The sequence below is a fragment of the Allobosea sp. LC85 genome, from assembly GCF_000735605.1.
In the GTDB taxonomy this organism is placed as follows: Bacteria; Pseudomonadota; Alphaproteobacteria; order Rhizobiales; family Beijerinckiaceae; genus Allobosea.
Genome location: NZ_JPKG01000007.1, coordinates 159,382 through 177,162, shown reverse-complemented (window position 1 = coordinate 177,162; position 17,781 = coordinate 159,382). Strand labels below are relative to the sequence as shown.

Genomic DNA, 17,781 nt, shown 5'->3' with positions numbered 1-17,781 from the left:
GATGGAAACACCCTCCCCCGGTCTCATCCTCGACCGCGAAACCAAGGCAAGCGAGCGTCCCGGCGATCACAAGGACGAGCTCAGGCTCTGGCTCAGGATGCTGACCTGCTCGACACTGATCGAGACCGAGATCCGCAATCGCCTGCGCGAGGAATTCAAGACGACGCTGCCGCGCTTCGACCTGATGGCGCAGCTCGACAAATCGACGACGGGCATGACGGTCGGCGAGGTCTCGCAGCGGCTGATGGTGTCGAACGGCAATGTCACCGCCGTCGTCGCCGGCCTGCTCGCCGACGGACTGGTCGACAAGCGCCCGGCCGCGCAGGATCGGCGCGTCCAGGTGCTGACGCTGACGGCGCTGGGCCGCAAGAGTTTTCGGGCCATGGCGGAGCGGCATGAAGGCTGGATCGCCGAGCTCTTCGCCGGCCTCGATCAGCCCGAGATCGTCCAGCTCTTCCGCCTGCTGGGACAGACCAAGGCCTCTCTGCACCAGGCCATCAAGCGCCGCGCCGATGAAGCGGCGGGCCGGGGAGAGAACGCATGAACATCGCCAACGCCACAACCCTGCCGCTCGCGGGTTTCAAGCCGGCGCATTTCGGCTTGGGCGTCGCCGGCAAGGTCGCGACAGTGACGCTGAACCGGCCGGAAAAGAAGAACCCGCTCACCTTCGAGAGCTACCGCGAGCTTACCGACTTCTTCCTCGCCGCGCAGAAGGAGGAAGAGGTCAAGGCGATCGTGATCACGGGGGCCGGCGGCAATTTCTCTTCCGGCGGCGACGTCTTCGAGATCATCGGGCCGCTGGTCGCGATGGAGACCAAGGATCTGCTGAAATTTACCCGCATGACCGGAGATCTGGTCAAGGCGATACGCGGCTGCCCGCAGCCGGTGATCGCGGCGATCGACGGCATCTGCGCCGGCGCCGGTGCGATCATGGCGATGGCGTCGGACATCCGCTACGGCACGCCCGAGACCAAGATCGCCTTCCTGTTCAACCGCGTCGGCCTTGCCGGCTGCGACATGGGCGCCTGCGCGATGCTGCCGCGCATCGTCGGCCAGGGCCGGGCAGCCGAGCTGCTCTATACCGGCCGCGTGCTCAAGGGCGAGGAAGCGGAGCGCTGGGGCTTCCTCAACCGGCTCGCCGGCAAGGAAGCCGTGCTCGGCGAGGCGCAGGCGCTCGCCGGCGAACTGGCGGACGGACCGACCTTCGCCAACGCAATGACCAAGCGCATGCTCGAAATGGAATGGGCAATGTCGGTCGAGGCGGCGATCGAAGCCGAAGCCGTGGCGCAGGCGCTGTGCATGCAGACCGAGGATTTCGCCCGCGCCTATCACGCCTTCGCCGCTAAGCAGAAGCCGGTCTTCGAGGGGAATTGAGATGATCGGGATCGGCATTCTCGGCGATACGCTCGATTGGCCGTTCTTCGAGGACCGTCATCGCGCCTTCGCCAGAAATCTCGCGGACTGGGCCGATGCCACTTTGCCCGGCCTGCCGCATGACGATGTCGATGCCGCCTGCCGGGCGCGGGTAAAGGCGCTTGGCGAGGCCGGCTTCCTGAGGGCTGTCGTGCCGGCGGCGCATGGCGGTCTCGGCCAGGCTCTCGATGTCCGGACGCTCTGCCTCGCCCGCGAGATTCTTGCGGCGCGCGACGGGCTCGCGGATTTCGCCTTCGCCATGCAGGGGCTCGGCACCGGTTCGATCTCCCTTGCCGGCTCGGAGGCCATGCAGGCCCGCATTTTGCCGGGCATCCGCGACGGCAGGCGCATTGCGGCCTTTGCGCTCTCCGAAAAGGAAGCGGGCTCGGATGTCGCCGCGATGGCGACGACGGCCACGCCCGACGGCAATACCCATGTCCGCATCGACGGCGAGAAGACCTGGATCTCGAATGGCGGCATCGCCGACCACTATGTCGTCTTCGCGCGGACAGGCGAGGCGCCCGGCGCGCGCGGGCTTTCTGCCTTCCTGGTCGAGGCCGATACGCCCGGCCTGAGCATTGCAGAGCGCATCGATGTGATCGCACCGCACCCGCTCGCCACGCTCCGCTTCGAGGCCTGCCGTATCCCGGTCGGCAATCGGATCGGCGGGCCAGGCGACGGCTTCAAGGTCGCGATGGCGACGCTCGACATCTTTCGCTCGACGGTCGGCGCCGCGGCGCTCGGCTTCGCCCGGCGCGCGCTGCATGAGACCGTGTCGCACGCCAATGGCAGAAAGCTCTTCGGAGGAACGCTTGGCGATCTCCAGCTCTCGCAGGCCGCCATCGCCGACAGCGCAGCCGAGGTCGATGCTGCGGCCCTGCTGGTCTACCGGGCGGCCTGGACCAAGGACAAGGGCGCGCCGCGCGTCACGCGCGAAGCTGCGCTCGCCAAGCTCGTCGCAACCGAGAACGCCCAGCGCGTCATCGACCGCGCCGTGCAGATCCATGGCGGGCTCGGCGTGACCAGGGGCATCAAGGTCGAGGAGCTCTATCGCGAGATCAGGGCGCTCAGGATCTATGAGGGCGCCAGCGAAGTTCAGAAGGTCGTCATCGCGCGCGATCTCCTGAAGGCGCATGCCATGAGCGGAGGCTGAGATGGCACAGGCGGAGTTCGTGCGGTCAGGACATCTGGACAGTTTCGCGCGGGACAATCTGCCACCGCGCGACAGCTGGCCCGACCTCAAGGTCACAGATGCCGGTCTCGCCTATCCCGAGCGGCTCAATGTCGCGACCGAACTGCTCGACCGTCACGTCAGCGAGGGCCGCGGCGAACGCATCGCCATCATCTCGGACCGTGAAGTCTGGAGCTATGCCGAGCTCGCCCAGCGCGTGAATCGCATCGCCAATGTGCTGACCCGCGATCTCGGGATGAAGCCAGGCAATCGCGTGCTGCTGCGGGCCGCCAACACGCCGATGATGGTCGCCGCCTATCTCGCTGTCCTGAAGGCGGGCGGCGTTGCGGTCGCGACCATGCCGATGCTGCGAGCCGGCGAACTCGCCTACCCGATCCGCAAGGCGAAGATCACGCTGGCCCTGTGCGACCACCGGCTGATCGATGACCTGCAGGCGGCCCAGACGCAGACTCCCGAGCTCCTGCGCATCGTGACCTGGGGCGCCGGGACGCCCGCCGATCTCGAAACCCTGATGGCGCGCGCGGGCTATGAGAACGCCACCGCCGCCGACACCGCCCGCGACGATGTCTGCCTGATCGGATTCACGTCCGGCACCACCGGCGAGCCCAAGGGCACGATGCATTTTCACCAGGACCTGCTCGCTATTTGCGACACCTATGGTGCGCGCGTGCTGAAGGCGGCACCGGATGACCGTTTCATCGGCTCGCCGCCGCTCGCCTTCACCTTCGGGCTCGGCGGGCTCGTGCTGTTCCCGATGCGGATCGGCGCCGCGATGGTGCTGCCCGACAAGGCCGCCCCCGCCGATCTCGTCACGGCGATCGAGCGCCACAAGGCGAGCGTCTGCTTCACGGCGCCGACGGCCTATCGCGCCATGCTCGACAAGCTGGAAGGCCGCGACATTTCTTCGCTGCGCATCTGCGTCTCGGCTGGGGAATCCCTGCCGAATGCGACCTTCGAGGCCTGGCAGAAGCGGACGGGGTTGCCGCTGATGGACGGTATCGGCGCGACCGAGATGCTGCATATCTTCATCTCCGCCCCGCGCGAGGCGATAAGGCCGGGCTCGACCGGCCTGCCTGTGCCGGGCTACGAGGCGCGGATCGTCGACGAGGCCGGCAATCCCCTGCCCGATGGCACTCCCGGTCGCCTCGCCGTGCGCGGACCGACCGGCTGCCGCTATCTCTCCGATCAACGGCAGGCGAAATACGCGCAGGGCGGCTGGAACATCACCGGCGACACCTATCTGCGCGATGCGGACGGCTATTTCTGGTACCAGGCGCGCTCGGACGACATGATCATCTCTGCCGGCTACAACATTGCCGGACCGGAGGTCGAGGCCTGCCTCCTCACCCATCCCGATGTCGCCGAATGCGGCGTGGTGGCTGCGCCCTGTCCGGACCGCGGCCAGATCGTCAAGGCCTATGTCGTGCTGCGCGAGGGCATCCGCGGCGATACGGCCCTCGCCAAGGCATTGCAGGAGCATGTGAAGGCGAGTATCGCGCCCTACAAATACCCGCGCGCCATCGCGTTCGTCCCGGCTCTGCCGAAGACGCCGACCGGCAAGCTCCAGCGTTTCGCACTGCGCCAGATGGCGCTCGTCGAGACCTGATTTCCCCAAGAACGGGCCGAAACGGCCGAGGACCGAGGCTCCACCATGTCGAACGCTCCAGCATCACGCGCGATCCTGCCCGAGGGCTGGCCGGTGCCGCGCGGCTATGCCAACGGCATGGTCGCTGAAGGCCGTGTGCTCGTGACAGGCGGCCTCGTCGGCTGGAATGAACACGGTGTCTTCGCCGAGGGCTTTCTGCCGCAGCTCCGTCAGACCCTCGCCAACATCAAGGTTGTGGTCGAGGCTGGCGGCGGGCGCATCGAGGATATCGTGCGGCTGACCTGGTATGTCACGGACATCGAGACCTATCGCGCCAGCCTGAAGGATATGGGGCCGATCTATCGCGAGACCCTTGGCCGGCATTTTCCGGCGATGGCGGTTGTTCAGGTCGTTGCACTGGTTGAGCCGCAGGCGCTGATCGAGATCGAAGCGACGGCGGTGGTCGCGCGCTGAGAAAGCAACGACCCGCGCCGTCGCGCATCTGGCGAAGCGAACACGATTGATCAGATGCCGGCGCCGTCCTGGAGGGCGGCCGACGGATGCTTCTGCCACAGCCGGGCATGAAGGCCGCGCAATGTCGGGCGCAGGGCGAGGTCGCCGAGCGCGAGGACGCCCGAGACGCCGGGCCGGCCGGTCAGTGCAAAGGCGGCCGCAAACAGTCCCGCCGTGCTGAGCAGCCGCCAGCTCACTGCGCTCCACCAAAGCCGGCGATCCGGCGTGCCGGGAGCGCCGATCAGGCGATTGCGCGCCTGCCGCAGGCGATCGGCCGTGCCCAGCGCCTCCGACGGATGCAGGCTTTGCCCCGCTCCCGGCTCGGCGGCCACGAAACCAAAGGCGACGGTTTCGTTGCTGATCCGGTCGATCAGGATGAAGCCGCCGAGATCCCGGCTCTCTTCGTAGGGCAGCATGACCAGCGGCCGGTCGAGCCGCAGCGTCACGAGGCCGATCCCGTTCATACGCAGGACCTGCGCCGGCACCGGCCGGAAGCCCTCGATGTCGATGCTGTGATCCAGCGCGCCGATCGTGGCGTTCACGGCCTGCGTCGCGAGCTTCAGGACGAACTGGCCGCCTTCCAGCATGGCGCGTTCGCCGGTCCAGAGCAGCCGCGCCCGGAGTTCGCGCCGCACCGGAACCGGGCTCGCCGCGGAAGCGATGACGTCGCCGCGCGAAATGTCGATTTCATCAGCCAGGGTTAGGGTGACGGCCTGTCCTGCCGCCGCGTTCCTGGCTTCGCCTGATGGGGTGATCAGCCGCGCGATCGTACTGCTGCGCCCGGAGGGCAGTACCGTGACGGCATCGCCAACGCGGGCGCGCCCGCGGGCCGTTGTGCCGGCATAGCCACGGAAATCGAGATCGGGCCGGTTCACCCATTGCACGGGCAAGACGAAACCCGCCTCGTCGCGTGTCTCCTGCTCGACGACGATCGCCTCCAGCAGAGGCAGCAGCGCCGGTCCCGCATGCCAGGGCATCGCGGCTGAGGGTCGCATCACGTTCTCGCCGTCCCTAGCCGAAACCGGGATGATGTCGATCGACCTGAAGCCGAGGCTCTTCACCGCCGCGCGATAGTCCGCTGCGATCCGGTCGAAAACCGCTTCGTCGTAACCGACGAGGTCCATCTTGTTGATCGCAACCACGACGTGGCGGACGCCGACCAGCGAGACGATGAAGGAGTGGCGACGGGTCTGCGGCAGCAGGCCCTTGCGGGCGTCGATCAGGATGATGGCGAGATCGGCGGTCGAGGCGCCGGTCGCCATGTTGCGGGTATACTGCTCGTGGCCCGGCGTATCGGCGACGATGAAGCTGCGCTTCTCCGTCGCGAAATAGCGATAGGCGACATCGATGGTGATACCCTGCTCACGCTCGGCCGAGAGACCGTCGACCAGCAGCGCGAAATCAGGCTCCGCACCTTGCGTGCCGAACTTGCGCGAATCGGCGTCGAGGGCGGTGAGCTGATCGTCGAAGACGGCGCCGGCCTCATAGAGCATGCGTCCGATCAGCGTCGACTTGCCGTCATCGACCGAGCCGCAAGTGATGAAACGCAGCAGCGAATGCTGGCCGCTTTCAGCAAGTCCGGAGGAATCGTTCGCGGGGAGCGGGGCCGTGGCGCCAGGGCGCTTCTTCTCGGCGGCGACGGCCATCAGAAGTACCCTTCCTGCTTTTTCTGCTCCATCGACCCGGCGCCGTCATGGTCGATGACACGGCCCTGGCGCTCGGAGGCGCGCGACGCACGCATCTCGGCAATGATGTCGGTAAGGCTTGCGGCTTCACTCTCGACCGCACCGGTCAGCGGGTAGCAGCCGAGTGTCCGGAACCGGACCATCCGGGTCTCGACGACTTCGCCGGAGGCGAGTTCCATGCGCTCGTCGTCGCGCATGATCCAGGCTCCGTCGCGGCGCACGACGGGGCGCGGCGCGGCGAAGTAGAGCGGCACGACCGGAATATTCTCGAGCGCGATGTAGTCCCAGACATCACGCTCGGTCCAATTGGAGAGCGGAAAGACGCGAAAGCTCTCGCCCTTGTGCTTGCGGGTGTTGAAGAGCTGCCAGGGTTCGGGGCGCTGGTTCTTCGGATCCCAGCGATGCTCTGCGCTACGCAGCGAGAAGATCCTCTCCTTGGCGCGGCTCTTCTCCTCATCGCGCCGCGCGCCGCCGAAGGCGACATCGAATTTGTACAGGTCGAGCGCCTGCTTCAGGCCTTGCGTCTTCATCACGTCGGTATGGACGCGCGAGCCCGAAGCGAAGGGCCCGATGCCGCCCCTGACCCCGTCCTGGTTGACATGGACGATCAGATCGAGCCCGAGCCGCTCGGCCGTCTCATCACGGAAAGAGATCATCTCGCGAAACTTCCAGGTCGTATCGACATGGAGCAACGGGAAAGGCGGCTTGGCCGGATAGAACGCCTTCATGGCGAGATGCAGCAGAACGGCGGAATCCTTGCCGATCGAATAGAGCAGCACCGGCTTGTCGCAGGTCGCCACCACCTCGCGAATGATGAAGATCGCCTCGGCCTCGAGCTTCTGCAGATGGCTGAGCTGGATCATGGTCGCGCCTCTACCGGGGCGGCGGCCCCGGCCCGGATCAGCTTCCCGTCAGGACCGACATGCAGGCCGCATTCCTTGGCCGCGTCGTCTTCCCACCACCAGCGCCCGGCCCGCTCCGGCTCACCCGGCGCGATCGCACGGGTGCAGGGCTGGCAGCCGATCGAGATAAAGCCCTTCTCGTGCAATGGGTTGAGCGGGATTCCTTCCGCCTTGGAGAAGCTCAATGCCGCCTCTCGCGACCAGTCGAGCAATGGGTTGAACTTGATCAGGCCGCGCTCTGCATCGGCCTCGGCGAGGGCAACGCCGCCGCGCGCCGCCGACTGGTCGGCCCGCAACCCGGTGATCCAGACATCTGCCCCGGCCAGGGCCCTGCCAAGCGGCTCAACCTTGCGGATACCGCAGCAGGATTTGCGGGCGTCGCGCGAGGCATAAAAGCCGTTGATGCCGTTCTGACGAACATAGAGCTCGATCGCGTCATGGCGCGGGTAGAAGGGGCGGATCGCTACGCCATAGCGGCGCTCGGTCTCCTCCCAGAGGCTATAGACCTCGGGAAAGAGCCTGCCGGTGTCGAGAGTGGCGATCTCGACGGGAAGCCCGGCGCCAGCGATCAGATGGGTGAGGACCTGATCCTCAAGGCCGAAACTGGTGGTGAAGACGATCCTTCCGGGAATCGCCTGGCTCAATCCGATGAGCCGGTCGCGCGCATCCGACTTGCCGAACGCGCGAACGAGCTCAGCAGCGCGCTCGGGCAAGACAATTGCCTCAGTGGGCGCGCCCTGCTGCGCAGGAAAGTGCGGATCGATGGGGTCTCTGGCCATGGGCTTGGCCGCCTGTATTGTTCTGTAAATCGAACAATTCAGCTATACCCGAACGCCCATCGAGGCAATTCACTTGAGGTAGTGTGGTTTTTCTTATTTCACAAACTGAAGAGAAGAACCTTTCGCTGAGGCTGGCATCTCGGGGGGACGAAGACCTCAGCCGCAATGTGGCTGGGCGCCGGCGCTCCAGAAGGGCGCATCTTCGCCGGCGCGCGGAATGCTGCGGCGATCGGTGGCGCGGAATTCGGCCGGCAAGGCCACGATGCTCTGCCACCAGCCATGGGCGCATTCCGAGCGGAAGGCCATCTGGTCGCTCAGGCTCGTGCCGATATGCCGGAAGCCGGCTTCCAGCGCGACGATGGCAGCCCGGATCGCAGCCTGCGTCTGCGCCGTGCTCTCGCGCGCATCGGCGCAGAAGGCGGCGGTGAAGGCGGTGACGTCATGGGCCAGCTCGGGATAAGCGCCGGCATCGAGGCTCCAGGCCTTCATCCATTCATGCGAGACGAGCGCGACCGCCTCATCGAGCGGACGTGAGACGACCTTGCCGGCCGTGGTCCGCATATGGCGCATCAACTCGGCACGCGCGTGCAGGTGACGCGCGGCGATCGCGGCCTCCTTCATGCGTGCAATCGCTGCATCGGCCTCGGCGAGACACTCGTCGACCGGGTGGGTCATGATCCAGCAATCCTCAAGGCAGGCGGGCGAGCGCATCGATCATGCGCTCGAACAGGCGGTCGGCATCGACCTCATTGACGACGAAGGCGTTCGCCGGGCGCTTCGTCCGACCGTTCCAGTCAATCGTCGATCGGCCCCGGACATTGCCGGCGAGCTCGATCTCGACATGGCAATCGCGCCCCTTGAACAGTTCGGGCCAGAGCAGCCAGGCGATGACGCACGGGTCGTGCATGGGATGGGCCGCCGTGCCCAGGCCGCCCGGACGTGGACGCGTCAGCATGCCGTGCACCGCCCGCCCCGTGCGGGTGCCGAGCCCGTCCAGCCGCGCCATGGCCGCCGACGAGGCGATGGCCTGGTGCGTCGCATGCAGGCCGAACAGCGTGACAGGAGCGCCCGCTCCGAGGACGACGGCCGCGGCATGCGGATCGACATAGAAATTGAACTCGGCTGCCGGTGTCATATTGCCGAGGCCCATGGCGCCGCCCATCACCACGATCTCGCGTAACCTGGGCGCAAGCTCCGGTGCGAGCCGCAAGGCCATCGCCACATTGGTCAACGGGCCGAGCGCGCAGATCGTGACGCTGCTATCCACGGCTGCGCGCAGGATATCGACGATTCCCTGAACGGCGTGGCCGGGAACCGCCGATGATCCGGCGGGCGGCAGCCCGGCGCCGCTCAGTCCGTCGGGGCCGGACACGAACTCTGCCGTCTCGAGCGGCTCCAGCATCGGCCGCGCCATACCCGCCTGCACGGAGACATCGGGACGCGCCGCGAGATCGCGGACGCGAAGCGCGTTGGCGGTGGTCAGGTCGATCGCGACATTGCCGGCGACCGTGCTGACCAGGCGGATGTCGAGTTCGCCCGGCTGCGAGAAGGCAAGCAGCAACGCGACCGCGTCGTCCTGCCCGGGATCGGTGTCGATGATGATCGGCCGTGCCATTTCAGGCCGCCAGCGCCGGGGCGGACATGATCAGATGGCTGAGATCGTCGGGTGTCAGATTGCCGATCGGCAGGTCGTGCAGCTTGCGGCCGCTGCGCAGGATCACCACCCGGCTCGCCAGCGCGACCACGTCGCGCATGTTGTGGCTGATCAGCAGGACCGTGCGGCCCTCCGCCTTGAGATGGCGCACGAGATCAAGCACCTGCGCCGTTTCCTTGACGCCGAGCGCAGCGGTCGGCTCGTCCATGATGATGACCTCGGCATTCCAGCGAAGCGCCCGCGAGATCGCCACCGCCTGGCGCTGCCCGCCGGAGAGCCGCTCCACCGGGCGCGTCATGTCCTCGATCTGCACCGACAGCCGGCGCAGATAACCCCTCGCCTCTTCCGCCATCCGCGCCTTGTCGAGCACGCGCAGGAAGGGCAGCCCGAGCGGGCGCGTCAGCTCGGCGCCCATGAAGACATTGGCGGCGATCGACAGGCGCGGCGCGAGCGCAAGCTCCTGATAGATCGTCGCCACGCCCTGCTCGAGCGCATCATGCGGCGAGCGGAAATGCACCTCGCGTCCGCGTAGGCGAATGGTGCCGGCGGTCGGGGCCTCGGCGCCCGACATGATCTTGATCAGCGTCGATTTGCCGGCGCCGTTGTCGCCACAGATCGCCAGGACCTCGCCGGCATGGACGTCGAGATCAATGCCACTCAGTGCCTGGACGGCGCCGTAATTCTTGCCGATCGAGCGCATCGCGAAGATGGGCTCCGAGGCCGCCTTGTCTGTCATCCGCATGCTCTCCGCAGGCCCGCAAACGGGCCGGCAGCAAAGGCCGGCCCGCACGAGGACCTACCTATTTCAGGAAGTCCTTGACGTTGTTCTTGTCGACGACAACGGCGTCCATGAAGAGATACGGGCCAGTGGTGATCGTGCTTGCTGGCTGCTTCTTCACCGCGATTGCCTCGACGGCCTCGACCGCCTTCACGCCCATTTCCTCGAAGGGAACCGTGACGGTCGCGAGGAAGGTGCTGTCGGGGTCGGCAATGCGACGATAGGTTTCGGCGCCGCCATCGACGGAGACGAGCGGGATCTCACCCTTCTTGACGCCTTGAGCCTTGAGCAGGTCGTCGATGATGTAGGCCTGACCGTCGAAGGAGGCCCAGATGCCGTTGATCTTGCCCTGATTGCGCAGGAGCAGCGCCTGTACGCCGCTGCGGACATCGTCGCGCCAGCTCTGGGTGCGCGCCATGCCGTGCTTGCCGACTTCCTTGACAGCCGTATTCTCGGACAGAACGACGTCGAGCACCTTGCCGCGAATGCGCGAGGCGATATTGCCGTCGAAGCGCACCGACATCAGGTTTCCGGTATAGCCCATCTGCCCGAGCAGATAGAGCGCCGCGTCGGCACCGACCTTGTATTCATTGGTCTGGATGTCGAACAGCGAGTACGGCCCGGCGCCGGACTGCACCGTAATCACAGGGATGCCCTTGTCCTTCGCGGCCTTGAACTGGGCATCGGCCTCGACCGGCTTGCCCATGGCGACGATGATGGCATCGACCTTCTTGGCGATCAGCGCCTCGAACTGCTCGGCATGCTTCGGCAGCGCGCCTTCGGAGTTCAGAAGCGTGACGTTCCAGCCCTTGGCCTTGGCCGCAGCCGCGGCCGCGTTTGCAACGCGCGCATGCGTCTCCGAGGTGAACTGGAAGCCGATGACGCCGAGCTCGAACGCAGAGGCGCTGCCGACGCCCCAGGCCAACACCAGACAGCTGGCCGCAACCATCTTCACGAACTTCATGACTACCTCCTCCCAACCGCGCGGATGGCTGCGCGGCGTTGTTGCGTTCAAACCTTGAAGGCAGCCTTCCGCACCACGCTGGCCGAGAATGCGACCGAGCCGATGATGATGATGCCAAGCACGATATCCTGCACGTAATAGGCTGCGCCCATCAGCACGAGCCCGTTACCGAGCACCTTGAGCACGAGCGCGGCAAAGACCGTGCCGGCCACATTGGGTTTGCCGGGCTCGAACATCGTCATGCCGAGCAGCACGGCAGCAATGGCGTAGAGGAAATAGTCGCCGGCCATGTTGGGAGCGGCCGAGGACAGGCTGGCCGCGAGCAGCACCGCCGTGAGCGCGGCGAAAACGCCGGCGAGCAGCAGGCCGAGCCGCTTCATCCGCATGGTCGCGATGCCTGCGAGCCGGGCCGCCTCGTCCGCCTCGCCCGTCGCCGCCATATGGGCGCCGGTGCGGGTCCATTTGAGCAGCACATAGGAGATGCCGGTTGCCGCAAGCAGGAACCAGATCAGGTTCGGCAGGCCGAGCGTCGAGCCGCGTGCCAGGCCGGTGAAGCCGACCGGCCAGCGCCCGACGAACGCGACCCCCTGCGTGATCATGAAGGCGAGGCCCTTGGCGATGGCGGCCGTGCCGAGCGTGACGATCAGCGAAGGGACCTTCAGCACCGTGACGCCGAAACCGTTGAAGGCCCCGAGCCCGGCGCCCACTGCAAGAGCGGCAAGGACCGCTATCGCGGGGTCATAGCCCGCCTGGATGAACCAGCCAGCGGCGACCGCAGCCAGGCTCGCTACCTCGGCGATCGAGAGATCGAGCTCGGCAATCGTCAGGGCGAGCGCAAAGCCGAGTGCGAGGATGGCGAGGAAGCTCGTATCCTTGGCGATGTTCAGGAGGTTGCCCGGACTCGCGAAATTCGGAGCGAAGGCGACAAAGAACCCGATCAGGGCGAGACCCGCCAATGCGGTGCCATGCCGCTCGACAAGCGTACGCATCTAGTGCGCTCCCCGCAACGGGCGCGCCATGCGCCCTTCGGTCGTCGCAAAGGGCAGATGGGGAGACGGGATCGAAGGTCGGGACATCATGTCATGACAGCAGGCGAACGGGCATTTCATCCGAGTCGGCCGAAGCTGTACCGAATGGAACAGCCGAACCGTAGTTCGGGGCAAAGGCGAATGCGAGCCGGCGCAACGGGTTGAGACCGAATTCTCCACGCCCAATTGCGCAACGTCAGGCCCTTGCCGCACGCGCCGCCTCACGCACGCCAACCGGCGAGCTGGCGCCCGATCGGAGCCAGAGCCTGCTCGGCCTGCCGGAAGAGTGCAAACAGCCGGTCATAGGGCTCGTGCGCGGCCGGGCTCGGCTGGTAGACCCGTGCCAGCCTGACCAGTGATTCCTGCGCTACAGCGAGATCCGGAAAGCGTCCGAGAGCGGTCCAGGCGACGATGGCGGCGCCGAGCAGGCCATGTTCCTCGCCTTCGACAACGCCGACCGGCCGGCCGAGGATATCCGCCTTGACCTGACACCAGTGGGGATTGGCAGCCCCGCCTCCGCCGAAGCGAAGTTCCGCAATCGGCCGGCCGGCCGCCGCCTCGGCGCGCTCCAGCACCACGCGATTGAGGAAGCCGATACCCTCCATCACCGCCCAGGCCAGATCGACCGCGCGGTGGCGGCGATTGAGCCCGACCAGAGCCCCGCGCAGGGATGGATCCCAGTACGGCACACGTTCTCCCTGGAGATAGGGCAGGAAGAGCACCGGGTCGGCATCGCGCGGTTCCGCCAGGATACGGACGAGTTCGCCACCGGCCTGCGCCGGCTCGCCCTGGAAGCGCCCGAGCAGTTCGAGCAGCCAGATCAGCGTGTCGGCCCCGGTCTGGCTCGGGCCGCCGAGCTGGGTGAGACCGGCTCCCCAGTCAACCGTCATCAGCCCCTCGGCCCACGCGGCCCGGGCATTGACGAGACCCAGCACCTCCGTCGTCCCGGATAGGTTGTAGCCGAAACCCGGACGCATGGCGCCGAGCCCGACGACGCTCGCCCAGGTATCGTTCGCCATGGCGATGACGGGCCGGCCGGCGAGATGGCCAAGCGCTCCTTCCAGCCCCGGCTGGACATGACCCATGACCGAAACCGGCTCTCGCAGCGGCGGAAGTAGCGTCGCCGGCAGGGCGGCAGCGTCGAACAGCGAGCCGCCTCCAGCAACTGCTGCTGCAGCCGCGTCCAACCGCGCCAGCGAAACGGTATCGCTCGCCGCGACCCCGCTCAGCCGCAGATTCAGAAAATCCTTGGGATCGAGGACATGTGCGGTCGCAGCGAGGATGTCCGGCTCGGACCGCTTCAGCCACCAGAGCCGGGCGAGCGGATGGAAGGCATTGAGGCTCGCCGTCTCCGGATGCTCCTTCGGGCACGCAGCCAGAAGCGAGGGCAGCGTGGCGCCGGCGCGCGTATCGCGCCAGAGCATGGCGGGACGGAGCACCTGCCCGTCGTGATCGACGAAGACCTGCGTCCGTGTCAGCGCCGAGATCGCCAATGCCTCGACCTGCCCGAAGAGCGTCGGATGGGAGGCCTGGAGTATAGCTGCGCTCTCGCGGAGCGCGCTCCACCAGAGCTCGGGATCGATCTCGGCGGTACCGTCCTGCTCGACCGGCACCCGCATGACGATGCTATGGCGAGCCCGAAGCTGCCCCGCCGCGTCGACGAGAGCCGCGCGAAAACTGGTGCCGCCGAGATCGCAGGCGAGAACCATGCTCACGGGCAAATGCTCCCGTCGCCACCGCACCTGCCGGACATCAGCCTCACCCGCATCGCCTTGATCCGTCGCCCCCTGCCAGGACCTGCCTCATAGCAGCGGAGCAGGCGGGCGCGTAGCGCCCGCCGCTGGAAGTTGGGGATCAGGCGAGCGCGGCTTCCGTCTCGTCGACCAGACGCCAGAACAGGCGCACGCCGCCGTCCGGCGCGGTTTCGAGGCCGGGCACGGCTGAGAGCAGCTTGCGGGTATAGGCGTGCTGCGGCCGGTCGAAGATCGCGTCGCGCGTCCCCTCCTCGACGATCCGGCCCTCGTTCATCACCACGACACGGTCAGCGACCTGCTCGACCACGCCGAGATCATGGCTGATGAACAGGCAGGAGAAGCCGTGGCGCCGCTGCAGCTCGGCGAAAAGCTCCAGCACCTGCGCCCGCACCGTGACGTCGAGGGCCGAGACCGGCTCATCGGCGATCACGAATTTTGGACGGCGCACCACGGCGCGTGCGATCGCGATGCGCTGGCGCTGCCCGCCGGAGAGCTCGTGCGGATAGCGTGACGCGAAGCCGTCGGCGAGACCGACCTCGGTCAGCACCTCCTGCAGGCGTGCCGCCTTCTGGGCGGCGCTCATGCCGGGGACCAGCCTGAGCGGCTCGGCCACGAGATCGCCGATGGTCATGCGCGGATCGAGCGAGGAATAGGGATCCTGGAAGACCATCTGGCAGTTCAGACGGTAATCCCAATAGGCCGTCTCGCTCTTGTCGATCGGCTTGCCCTCGAAGCGGATCTCGCCGCTGGTCGGCTTGATCAGGCCGGCGATCGCATGGCCGAGCGTCGTCTTGCCGGAGCCGGAGCCGCCGACGACGGCGACGACCTGGCCCGGCACGACATCCAGGCTGATGCCATGCAGCGCGCGCTTCGGCGCCTCCTTGCGGAAGAAGCCCTGGCGGCCGCCATAGTCGATCACCAGATCACGCACCGAGACGATCGGCGTCCCGGCTTCCGGCAGGGCGCGCGCCGGGCCGCGATGCGGCATCGCGGCCAGCAGCTTGCGCGTATAGGGGTGCTGCGGGCGCGCCAGCAGCTCCTGGGTCTGGCCCTGTTCGACGACATCGCCCTGGCACATCACGATGGCCCGGTCGGAATAGCGCGCGATCATGCCGAGGTCGTGACTGATCATCAGCACGGCGGTGTTGTTGGCCTTGGTCAGGTCGACCATCAGCTCGAGCACGTCACGCTGCACCACGGCGTCGAGCGCCGTGGTCGGTTCGTCGGCGATCAGCAGCGCCGGCTTCAGCAGCATCACCGAGGCCAGCATGATGCGCTGGCGCATGCCGCCCGAGAACTGATGCGGATAGGAGGTCAGCGCCCCGTCCGGATCGCGGATGCCGACACGCCTGAGCATGTCGAGGATCAGCTCTTTGCGCTCGCTCGCACTGAGCTTGCGATGCAACGCCAACCCCTCGTCGAGCTGCCGGCCGATCAGCATCGACGGGTTCAGCGAGGTCATCGGCTCCTGGAAGACCATGCCGACACGCGAGCCGCGCATGGCGCGCAGCTGCTTCGGCTCCATGGTCGTGACGTCCTGGCCTTCGAACTTGATCGAGCCGGCGACGCGCCGGACCGCTGGCGGGACGAAGCCCATCAGAGCGCGCGCCGCCAGGGTCTTGCCGGAGCCGGACTCGCCGACGATGCCGACGATCTCGCCCGGCGAGATGGAGAAGCTGACGCCGTTGACGACGCGCTTGCCGGTGCGGCCGATCTCGAGCGTGAGGTCGTCGACGCGCAGAAGTGTTTCGGACGAGGCCATCACATCCCCCTCATGCGCGGGTCGAGCTTGTCGCGCACCGCATCGCCGAGAAGATTGATCCCGAGCAGCGTCAGCGAAATGCACAGGCCGGGGAAGATGCCGAGCCAGACGGCCTGGCCGATATAGGGCCGCGAACCGGCGAGCATGTTGCCCCAGGTCGGGGCCGGTGGCGGCACGCCGAGGCCGAGGAAGGAGAGCGCGCTCTCCGCCAGCAGCACATAGCCGAACATCGAAGTCGCCAGCACGGTCAGCGGCGCGATGCAGTTCGGCAGGATGTGCCGGGCCATGGTGAAGGACTCGGAATTGCCCATCACGCGGGAGGCGGCGATGTATTCGCGCTCGCGCAGCGACAGCACCGTGCCGCGCACGATGCGGGCGACCGAGGGCGCATAGGCGATGCCGAGCGCGACGATGATGCCGTATTTGTTGGCCCCCACCACGGCGAGCAGGCCAAGCGCCAGCAGGATGCCGGGAAAGGCGAGCAGCGCGTCGTTGAAGGCCATGACGATGCGGTCGAGCCAGCCGCGGATATAGCCGCTGAAGATGCCGATCAAAGTACCCAGCGTCACGGCGAGCGTGACGGTCAGCAGGCTGATCCAGACGCTGGTCGCGGCGCCCGCCATCAGGCGGCTCAGCACGTCGCGGCCGAACTCGTCGGTGCCGAGCCAGTGCATGGCGCTCGGCGCCGCGAGCTTGGCGCGGAAGCTGAGCTGCAGGGGATCATAGGGTGTCCAGACCGCGCCGGTGAGGGCGACGATGAGCAGGACACCGATGAGAAGACCGCCCAGCAGGGCGTTGGATGCGGGGAGCTTCATTCGGCTGTCACCCGCGGGTCGAAGATGGGATAGCACAGGTCGATCACCAGATTGACGAGGACATAGGTGAAGGCGACGAAGAGCAGGCAGCCCTGGATCACCGGGTAATCGCGCGCGAAGATCGAATCGACCAGCAGACGGCCGAGGCCCGGAATGGTGAAGACGGTCTCGACCACGGCGATGCCGCCGAGCAGGTTGCCGAGCACGAGACCGATCAGCGTCCAGGTCGGCCCGAAGGCGTTCTTGAAGGCGTGGCGCCAGAGCACCGCCCCTTCCGACAGGCCCTTGGCCCGGGCATGGGTGATGTAGTCCAGCCGCAGCACCTCCAGCGTCGAGGCGCGCGCCATGCGCAGGATCACGCCGATCTCGTGCAGGAACAGCGTCAGGATCGGCATGACGAGGTAGAGGATGCCGCGCGTCGTGTCCTCGCCGATCGAGACATAGCCGACGACCGGCAGCCATTCGAGCTTCAGCCCGAAGAACAGCAGCAGCAGCAGGCCGAGCCAGAAAGTCGGGATCGAGAGCAGCAGGGTCGCCAGCCCGACCAGGGTGAGGTCGAGCGTGCTGTTCTGGCGCCAGGCTGCGATCACGCCGGCCGGCACGGCGACCAGGCAGGCGAACAGCACCGCGACCAGCACGACCTGCGCGCTGATCAGGAAGCGCTGGGCGATCAGCGGCAGGACCGCCTGCTGCGAGTTGATCGATTGGCCGAGATCTCCTTGCAGCAGATTGCCGAACCAGATCACGAACTGCATCGGCAGGCTGCGGTCGAGACCCAGGCGTGCCCGCAGATCGGCCAGGCTCGCCGGATCGGCAAGGTCGCCCAGCATGAGCTGGGCTGGATCACCCGGGATCAGCCGAATCAGGACGAAGACCGAGACTGCCACGATGAACAGTGTCGGCAACGCCATCAAGATGCGCGTGAGCGCGAAACGCAGCATTGGTGCTTACCCTCCC

Annotated in this window: 17 protein-coding genes; 5 read left to right on the top strand and 12 right to left on the bottom strand. The window is 66.9% G+C overall.

Annotated features, from left to right (window positions below):
- The first annotated feature begins 1 nt into the window (after nucleotide 1).
- Genes FG93_RS04440 through FG93_RS04420 form a run of 5 tightly spaced genes read left to right on the top strand, consistent with a single transcriptional unit; the run spans nucleotide 2 to nucleotide 4,664 of the window.
- Nucleotides 2–544: a MarR family winged helix-turn-helix transcriptional regulator gene (locus tag FG93_RS04440; protein ID WP_043232269.1), complete on the top strand. Its 543-nt coding sequence runs from the start codon at nucleotides 2–4 to the stop codon at nucleotides 542–544.
- Nucleotides 541–1,374: an enoyl-CoA hydratase family protein gene (locus tag FG93_RS04435; protein ID WP_043232268.1), complete on the top strand. Its 834-nt coding sequence runs from the start codon at nucleotides 541–543 to the stop codon at nucleotides 1,372–1,374. Before FG93_RS04440 ends, FG93_RS04435 begins: the two co-directional genes overlap by 4 nt.
- A 1-nt stretch (nucleotide 1,375) precedes the next feature.
- Nucleotides 1,376–2,566, top strand: a complete 1,191-nt coding sequence (locus FG93_RS04430) for an acyl-CoA dehydrogenase family protein (RefSeq protein ID WP_043232266.1) — start codon at nucleotides 1,376–1,378, stop codon at nucleotides 2,564–2,566.
- Nucleotide 2,567: 1 nt separating this feature from the next.
- Nucleotides 2,568–4,211 carry a benzoate-CoA ligase family protein gene (locus FG93_RS04425; RefSeq protein ID WP_043232264.1) on the top strand — a complete coding sequence of 548 codons (1,644 nt, stop codon included), beginning with the start codon at nucleotides 2,568–2,570 and terminating at the stop codon, nucleotides 4,209–4,211.
- 45 nt (nucleotides 4,212–4,256) lie between these two features.
- Nucleotides 4,257–4,664, top strand: coding sequence for a RidA family protein (locus FG93_RS04420; protein ID WP_043232262.1), 408 nt, complete (start codon nucleotides 4,257–4,259; stop codon nucleotides 4,662–4,664).
- A gap of 50 nt (nucleotides 4,665–4,714) precedes the next feature.
- On the opposite strand, the gene cysN is transcribed toward FG93_RS04420, so the two are convergent.
- The 12 genes from cysN to FG93_RS04360 all read right to left on the bottom strand — a co-directional run bounded on the left by cysN (nucleotide 4,715) and on the right by FG93_RS04360 (nucleotide 17,765).
- Nucleotides 4,715–6,349: a sulfate adenylyltransferase subunit CysN gene (gene cysN, locus FG93_RS04415; RefSeq protein WP_052513366.1), complete on the bottom strand. Its 1,635-nt coding sequence runs from the start codon at nucleotides 6,347–6,349 to the stop codon at nucleotides 4,715–4,717.
- Complete coding sequence (gene cysD, locus FG93_RS04410; protein ID WP_043232260.1) at nucleotides 6,349–7,251, bottom strand: sulfate adenylyltransferase subunit CysD; 903 nt, start codon at nucleotides 7,249–7,251, stop codon at nucleotides 6,349–6,351. Before cysD ends, cysN begins: the two co-directional genes overlap by 1 nt.
- Nucleotides 7,248–8,069 (bottom strand): phosphoadenylyl-sulfate reductase, encoded by an 822-nt coding sequence (locus FG93_RS04405; RefSeq protein WP_081881294.1) that lies wholly within the window; start codon nucleotides 8,067–8,069, stop codon nucleotides 7,248–7,250. Before FG93_RS04405 ends, cysD begins: the two co-directional genes overlap by 4 nt.
- 156 nt (nucleotides 8,070–8,225) lie before the next feature.
- Entirely contained in the window at nucleotides 8,226–8,744 is a 519-nt protein-coding gene (locus FG93_RS04400) for a hypothetical protein (protein WP_152579299.1), read from the bottom strand.
- Between the two features lie 13 nt (nucleotides 8,745–8,757).
- The gene (locus FG93_RS04395) at nucleotides 8,758–9,684 is read right to left on the bottom strand and encodes a nucleoside hydrolase (RefSeq protein WP_043232255.1); all 927 of its coding nucleotides are present in this window, start codon (nucleotides 9,682–9,684) and stop codon (nucleotides 8,758–8,760) included.
- Nucleotide 9,685: 1 nt separating this feature from the next.
- Nucleotides 9,686–10,459, bottom strand: coding sequence for an ATP-binding cassette domain-containing protein (locus FG93_RS04390; protein ID WP_043232252.1), 774 nt, complete (start codon nucleotides 10,457–10,459; stop codon nucleotides 9,686–9,688).
- Nucleotides 10,460–10,523: 64 nt separating this feature from the next.
- Entirely contained in the window at nucleotides 10,524–11,465 is a 942-nt protein-coding gene (locus tag FG93_RS04385) for a sugar ABC transporter substrate-binding protein (protein WP_043232250.1), read from the bottom strand.
- Nucleotides 11,466–11,512: 47 nt separating this feature from the next.
- Nucleotides 11,513–12,454 carry an ABC transporter permease gene (locus tag FG93_RS04380; RefSeq protein WP_043232248.1) on the bottom strand — a complete coding sequence of 314 codons (942 nt, stop codon included), beginning with the start codon at nucleotides 12,452–12,454 and terminating at the stop codon, nucleotides 11,513–11,515.
- A gap of 260 nt (nucleotides 12,455–12,714) precedes the next feature.
- Nucleotides 12,715–14,202 carry an FGGY-family carbohydrate kinase gene (locus tag FG93_RS04375; RefSeq protein ID WP_244448493.1) on the bottom strand — a complete coding sequence of 496 codons (1,488 nt, stop codon included), beginning with the start codon at nucleotides 14,200–14,202 and terminating at the stop codon, nucleotides 12,715–12,717.
- Between the two features lie 145 nt (nucleotides 14,203–14,347).
- Nucleotides 14,348–16,009: an ABC transporter ATP-binding protein gene (locus FG93_RS04370; protein ID WP_043232244.1), complete on the bottom strand. Its 1,662-nt coding sequence runs from the start codon at nucleotides 16,007–16,009 to the stop codon at nucleotides 14,348–14,350.
- Nucleotides 16,009–16,824 (bottom strand): ABC transporter permease, encoded by an 816-nt coding sequence (locus FG93_RS04365; RefSeq protein WP_043232242.1) that lies wholly within the window; start codon nucleotides 16,822–16,824, stop codon nucleotides 16,009–16,011. Before FG93_RS04365 ends, FG93_RS04370 begins: the two co-directional genes overlap by 1 nt.
- The gene (locus FG93_RS04360; RefSeq protein ID WP_043232240.1) at nucleotides 16,821–17,765 is read right to left on the bottom strand and encodes an ABC transporter permease; all 945 of its coding nucleotides are present in this window, start codon (nucleotides 17,763–17,765) and stop codon (nucleotides 16,821–16,823) included. The genes FG93_RS04365 and FG93_RS04360 overlap by 4 nt, the downstream gene beginning before the upstream one ends.
- Nucleotides 17,766–17,781 lie beyond the last annotated feature (16 nt).